The organism is uncultured Lamprocystis sp. (assembly GCF_903933125.1).
Classification (GTDB): Bacteria; Pseudomonadota; Gammaproteobacteria; order Chromatiales; family Chromatiaceae; genus Thiodictyon.
Window position 1 is genome coordinate 1 of the sequence record NZ_CAIZIZ010000483.1, and the last position, 5,721, is coordinate 5,721.

At 63.2% G+C, this 5,721-nt stretch carries 8 protein-coding genes; 4 read left to right on the forward strand and 4 right to left on the reverse strand.

Annotated elements, in window-relative coordinates; translation table 11 throughout:
• Positions 1–205: 205 nt before the first annotated feature.
• A complete protein-coding gene (locus QZY03_RS26700) occupies positions 206–793 on the reverse strand; it encodes a hypothetical protein (protein ID WP_295586463.1) in 588 nt (195 codons plus the stop codon).
• Between the two features lie 331 nt (positions 794–1,124).
• On the opposite strand from QZY03_RS26700, the gene QZY03_RS26705 reads away from it, so the two are divergent.
• Positions 1,125–1,613, forward strand: a complete 489-nt coding sequence (locus QZY03_RS26705; RefSeq protein WP_295586466.1) for a hypothetical protein — start codon at positions 1,125–1,127, stop codon at positions 1,611–1,613.
• A gap of 37 nt (positions 1,614–1,650) precedes the next feature.
• On the opposite strand, the gene QZY03_RS26710 is transcribed toward QZY03_RS26705, so the two are convergent.
• Together QZY03_RS26710 and QZY03_RS26715 are read right to left on the reverse strand one after the other, a co-directional pair.
• A complete protein-coding gene (locus QZY03_RS26710) occupies positions 1,651–3,228 on the reverse strand; it encodes an alpha/beta fold hydrolase (protein WP_295586482.1) in 1,578 nt (525 codons plus the stop codon).
• A complete protein-coding gene (locus QZY03_RS26715) occupies positions 3,228–3,887 on the reverse strand; it encodes a heme-binding protein (RefSeq protein ID WP_295586468.1) in 660 nt (219 codons plus the stop codon). The genes QZY03_RS26710 and QZY03_RS26715 overlap by 1 nt, the downstream gene beginning before the upstream one ends.
• Before the next feature lie 459 nt (positions 3,888–4,346).
• On the opposite strand from QZY03_RS26715, the gene QZY03_RS26720 reads away from it, so the two are divergent.
• The gene (locus QZY03_RS26720) at positions 4,347–4,535 is read left to right on the forward strand and encodes a hypothetical protein (protein ID WP_295586471.1); all 189 of its coding nucleotides are present in this window, start codon (positions 4,347–4,349) and stop codon (positions 4,533–4,535) included.
• A 71-nt stretch (positions 4,536–4,606) separates the two neighbouring features.
• Here the strand turns inward: QZY03_RS26720 and QZY03_RS26725 are convergent, their stop codons facing one another.
• Positions 4,607–5,200: a Spy/CpxP family protein refolding chaperone gene (locus QZY03_RS26725; RefSeq protein ID WP_295586474.1), complete on the reverse strand. Its 594-nt coding sequence runs from the start codon at positions 5,198–5,200 to the stop codon at positions 4,607–4,609.
• A 220-nt stretch (positions 5,201–5,420) separates the two neighbouring features.
• On the opposite strand from QZY03_RS26725, the gene QZY03_RS26730 reads away from it, so the two are divergent.
• Both QZY03_RS26730 and QZY03_RS26735 read left to right on the forward strand, forming a co-directional pair.
• Positions 5,421–5,543: a hypothetical protein gene (locus QZY03_RS26730; protein WP_295586476.1), complete on the forward strand. Its 123-nt coding sequence runs from the start codon at positions 5,421–5,423 to the stop codon at positions 5,541–5,543.
• Complete coding sequence (locus tag QZY03_RS26735; RefSeq protein WP_295586479.1) at positions 5,527–5,697, forward strand: hypothetical protein; 171 nt, start codon at positions 5,527–5,529, stop codon at positions 5,695–5,697. The genes QZY03_RS26730 and QZY03_RS26735 overlap by 17 nt, the downstream gene beginning before the upstream one ends.
• The last annotated feature ends 24 nt before the right edge of the window (positions 5,698–5,721 follow it).

A 5,721-nucleotide genomic window follows, 5' to 3' on the forward strand; every position in this document is an offset into this window, starting at 1 on the left:
GCAGCGTTCGCGGTCACCGCGGCACCGCATCGCGGCGGGACGCCGCTCCCACGAGGGACTTTCATCTTCCGGGGTGGCTTGATGTTCCTGACCGTGACCGTTGCCGTGAAGATGCGTCGTCAGGCCATCCTGGCCTGACGGCGTCGGGACTGGAGCGGTCAGGGCTGGAAGCCCTGACTACGCAGCGGTCGAGAGGACTTTCATGTCAAACGGAGAAAATCAATTCGACCTTGGGGGCGATGCGGTTCTTCGATGCGGCGGCCTTCATGAAGATCACCACCGACTCCAGTTCCCCGATGGCCAGCCGCGGATCAAGACCCATGTCCTGCAGCGTCTGCTTGACTTCGCGTCCGCAAAACTCGATGAGGAAGAGATCATCCCGCGCCATGCCGATCGCCAGCCCGATGAGATAAGGCATCAGCTTATCGTGCTGTTTCAGCGATATTTTCAATGCATATTCCTGCCACGCCTGCATCCAGCGCAGCTTTTCGCTTTCGCCGATGCGCGACACGTCAGTGCGCAGGAAGAGGATCATCGAATTCATGTTCTTCGACAAGCTTTCCTGTTCAACCGTACCCAAGCGACAGACGGCCTTGGTATGGTGCTCGATACAGTGCTCGCATTGGTAATAATGCGCCAGCGCCAGGGCTACACATTCTTTCTGTTCGAATGTCAGAAAGGTATCCCAGTGCTCCTCACCGTCCGTGCCGTCGAACACCATCATATGCATCAAGCCCATCAGATCCGAGATGTGCTTAGGAAACACTTTATCTTTAAATACACGACTGCTCATGGTTACTGCACTCCAGGGAAACTACAAGCAGTATATCATATTATTATTTGTTAATATTATTATTTTTTTGCGGTTGTGCCATTCCGTAAGCACTTTTCGACGGTCGTCAGGGACGTGCGGGGCCGGTCGATCGGTTCATCACGCGTTCCCAGCGCAGATTCGGTGCCCGATTCGCAAGAACCTTATCCAAACCGCATCCAATACAGGTTTGAATTCTGCGTCAGACGGGTCTAGCCTTGGTCAGCGAATAGAGTCCTGAATCGCCTTCCCGCACCTTTCAACGTTTTGCCTGAGCCCAGGTCGGCCGCCACGCCGTGGGCGCGGAGGAACCATGGGTCGCTTGTCCTTACCGATTGAACTCCCGGAAACCTTAGTAACCCGCCCACCGGCCGCGCTGGAGCCCAGACTGGACCCGGCAATCCTGGGCAATCGCCTGGCCCTGATGGCATGGATCCCCCTGACTGGCGTGTGCGCGCTGATACTGACCCTGTGGCTGGTGCCGACACCTCCGCTGGAACCCGATTTGTTGCAACTCCTGCACGGCATGGTACTGATCAAGGGGCTCATTGCCTTGGCCGCGGCGGCTCTCGTCTTCTGGCGGCTCGGACGGCCCATCGCCCGGCACCTCGCGGCGGGCTATATCGGCGCCCTGTGCCTCTCCGCCGCCGCCCTCGGCTGGCTCTGGGGATTGCATCTCATGCTGATCGGCGGCCTGTGCTTTTACGGCGGTCTGGCGGGTCTCTATCTGGTCGGCCGCCACGATCGGCTGTTGTCGGGCGCCGCGTCGACGGGGGCCTTCTCGCGATCCGCACGGTCGTAGGGTCCGCTGCGCGGACCATCCGCCGCTCGCGTCAGCATCAGTTAACCACTGGAAACGTCACGCCAATCGCCCAAGCGAAGGCGAATCCGATCGCGAATCCCCCGACCAGCGGGTGCCGGGTACGCCGGTAAATCCAGCCGCCGATGGGACCGTACAGCAAAAAAAAGACGAGGATGGCCGGCACGATAATAATCAGGAAGAAGAGTTCGCTCAGGTTCAGGACAACCGCCCCCAGTAGGGAAAGCAGGAACAGGATCTTGGTGACCACCGGCGCGGCTCGGGGCGTACCCGGGCCGCGGGTCAGCCAGCCGTCGGCGGCGAAGTAGGCCCAGGTGCCGGGCAGGATGCCGAGGATAACCACAATGCGTTCGGCACCGGGCAGGAAGGCGGTAACGAATTGATCCATAGGAACGGCGATGGCCAGGGTCAGGTAGGCGCCGGACGCCAGTGTGCCGATCACCAGTCCCCGCCAGAGGACCTGCCTCTGGCCGGTGCGCGGACGACCGCGGTTGACGAACCACAGACCCACCGCGGTGAGCAGACCATAGACACCGAAGTGCAGCGCCAGATAGTCTCCGAGCAGGATCGGCAAGTAATCGTTGGGCAGCGGCCGCAAGATCAGCGGCGTCAGGACGGCCGGCAGCAGCGCCACCGGCCACCACCGTCGCCAAGTCAGGTCGGCACCCAGGGGCCGGGTCGCCGCGCGCGGCAGGAGTCGCGACAGGGGCCACGCCAGGACCACGATGCCGAGAAAGAGCAGCCCAAGCCAAGACCCGCGGCTATCGATGAAACCGCTGCCGGTCCGGCCAAACACCTGGTTCAGCCAGTCCAGGGCAGCGCTGATCCCGGCCCGGCCATAGAGCACACCGATGTGCTCGACCCCAGGCGCCAGCACCAGCCGCCGACCGCTGCCGTCGGCCAGGTCGCCGTAGGTCACATCGGTTTCCACCGCTGCGCCGGCGACGCCCGCCTGCAGTGCATCGCGGCCCGTTTGGTGCAGCATCTCCGGTTCCCAGGCACCAAAGACGATCAGCAGGTCGCGCGGCTCGATCCGCGGCGCATCCTCGCCCACGTAAGGCGAGAGCAGCACGTTCGCCGCCACCTGATCGCCCCGCGCGGCCGCCGCGCGCAGGATCACGTCGCCCGCCATGGAATGCCCGAGCAGGGCGAGTCGTCCATCGGCCCCCGGAAGCTTCAGCGCGTATTCGGTCACCGCGTCCAGCGCACTCTTCAAGACCGCGATCCGCCGCTCCTGATCCTCGATGCGCGCAACGAAGGGACTGGCATTGCGGCCATGGCCAGGGAAATCGAAGGTCACCACCAGAAAGCCGTTGCGGGCGAGCGTGACCGCATAGGGCTGCATCAATTGCTGGGACCCGGCGAAGCCATGAGCGATCACGACCACCGGTGCAGTGGTTGCCGCGGCCGGACGGAAGACCGTGACCGGGACTTCGCCGACACGATCGCGGGCGATGATGAGCCCCGCCGTGGCAGCATGCAGTTGCCACAGGGCGGCCCCGATGGCGGCCAGGGCGAGCAGCGCCGCGACGAAGGCCGCAATCGCGACGCCGCGCCCGGACCGACCCGTCGCCTCACTGTCGCCCAAAGGCGCCATCACGGCGCCGCCACCGGCGCCGGAGCGTCGGTAAGATCAATGATCACCTCATTGCGGCGCAGAAAACCGGGGGTGAAGGGGTCGTTATAATAGGCGAACACCGGCGCCGCGGCCGGAACCAGGCTGCGCGCCGACATCCAGGCCCGCAGTTCCGCCTCCTTGGCCGCGATCAAGGCATCATCGGCCACCCCGCTGAAGCGAATCGCCGCGCTGCGGCGCGCCGGGATTTCGATCAGGCGCACCTCCTTGGCTGCCGGTGCGGGCAGTTGGCCGAGTTGGTATCGCGCCGGCATGATGAAGCGCACCGACCAGTCGCCGTCGTCGAGCCGGGTCTGCGTCACCGGAACCGTCATGGCGATGGTGTCGGTGCGCTGCTGCTCGACCGGGGCGGTCATGCTGATCCGTTCACCCTCCCGCTCCTTCGCAAAGATATAGCGTGCCAGGGGGCCGAATCCGGCGCTCAGCGCCTCTTTCCGCGCCCCTTGCCGCCGGACTTCCGCCACCACGAGCGCGGGGTAATCGCGCAACTCAAGCGCGCCCTCCTCCTCGACCACCCGGTAGGCCGGCTGCTCCACGTTCTGTACGACGTAGACGAACACGATCATGGCCGCGACGCCGACCAGCGCCAGGGCGCCGATGATGATCAGGGCGATCTTCATAAAGGACTCCGAAGGGAGAGAAACAATTGAAGGGCGGGCGCATTCAGGCGCACGCCCGCGTGTGATAAATCCTAGTGTCGGGAGCGAAGAGTTGGGGCAACGCCGCGGATGTACAAATCTTGGGGACAGCAAAAAAAACCGCCGTTGATCCTGGGGAGAGCGGTCAGCCGTGAGATTCGCCGACAAAGGGTGCCTTGTCGAACCGGCGTCGCCGCGACCCGGTGATTATCTGGCGAGTGAGCGGAAGGTCAATGACAATTCTTCGCAAACCTGGATCGGCCGCTGAAAGCCGCGCTCCCAAGGTCGCTAGCGGACCAACACAACCTTGACAAAACATGAACAACGTAATTGGCAGGGTTGTTGTTTCTCCCGACGCCCACACCTCGAAACCTGACAAGCGAAGTAGGACAAGTTCCTGCCTAGTCAGTACCGAGACCACCAGACTCCGAGGAAACGAAGATGAGCATGAGCAACTCCACCCTGCTGACCGCCTGCCTGCTGGGCGGACTGATCCTCGCCGGCTCCATGGTCCCAGCCCATGCAGGCGATGGATGCACCAAGGACAAAAAAGACACCTCGACCAGTTCCCACTGGTCACCGGCACCCGCCGCCGGGCATCTCATGGCTGTCGCGCCCGACCAGAGATAGGAGGTTTTTCAGGCTTTCGCTGCCTACGACCAAAGGCCAAGCCGGGAACCGGCTTGGTCTTATCCTATCGCTTAGCGCTCCAGATCAGGACCGCCGTCGGGGCCGCCCAGGGGATCGTTCTGAGTTTCGTCCGGCGGATTGTCAGCCTCCGGCGCCCGCCCCTTGCCGTCTGCACGCTCGCCGCGCGGCCCCTTGGAGTCGAACTGTTTACGCTGTTCCGGAGTGAGGACGGCGGCAATCCGCTCTTTGATGTCCTCGCGGGTCAGATCCGGATTTGACTGACGCTCCATAAAAATCGCGCGAATCTGTGTCGTCTGATCCGCGCTGAGTTTCAGGCGCTGCGTCATCCGCTCCAAGCGCCGATCCAACCCCTGCTGCATCCGCGCATCACGCTGTGCCCGCTGAGCATCCGTAAGGACCGCGTCGATCCGCTGGCGGGTCTGAGCGCGCAGGCGATCAGCCTCGGTACGCTGCTCCTGCAGGATGGTGCGGACCTGCGTCTGTTGCTCCGGGGTCAGCTTGAGCGCCTCGACCATCCGGTCGAAGTTTGCCTCCGAGCGGTCCTGTCGGTCGCCCGGGGGGCCGGACCAGGCGGCACCGGTGCCGACAGCGAGGCTGAGCCCGAGCGCGATGGCGGTCAGCGTCTGGTACTTGGGAAATCTCATGGTCTGTTCTCCGATAGATGCAGATGTTCAGCGGTTCGGTGCGGCCGGATGGGTCAACGGGTCCTCACTCAGACCTCGCGTCCACCCGGCGGCGGGTGCGGTCAGCGCCCCGTTGGAGAGCAGATTATCCGCCCCTGATGCAGCGGTCGTGCAGGGAATGCGCAACAAGTGGGGAAGTGCCGCTATGGGCAAACGCGGGGGACTACGCGTTCGATACTACTTGCAGGACGCCAAGGACCGCATCTGGCTGTTGACGGTATATGCCAAAAACGCACGCGGGAACATCGCGGCAGCCGCCCTCAATACATTGCGCGAGATCGCCGATCATGCCGAGATTGACTGACGAACAGCTCCAGCGCCGCGCCGCGGAGCGCGACCTGAATGCGGAGATCCTCGAAGCCATTGACGACCTCGAGGCAGGACGAATCGGGCGCGTTTCAATCATCCTCAACGGCCAAGTCATCGAATCGCCGGTGACCAAGCTCAGTGCAGAGTAATCGGCCTTGATCATAATTCCGGCC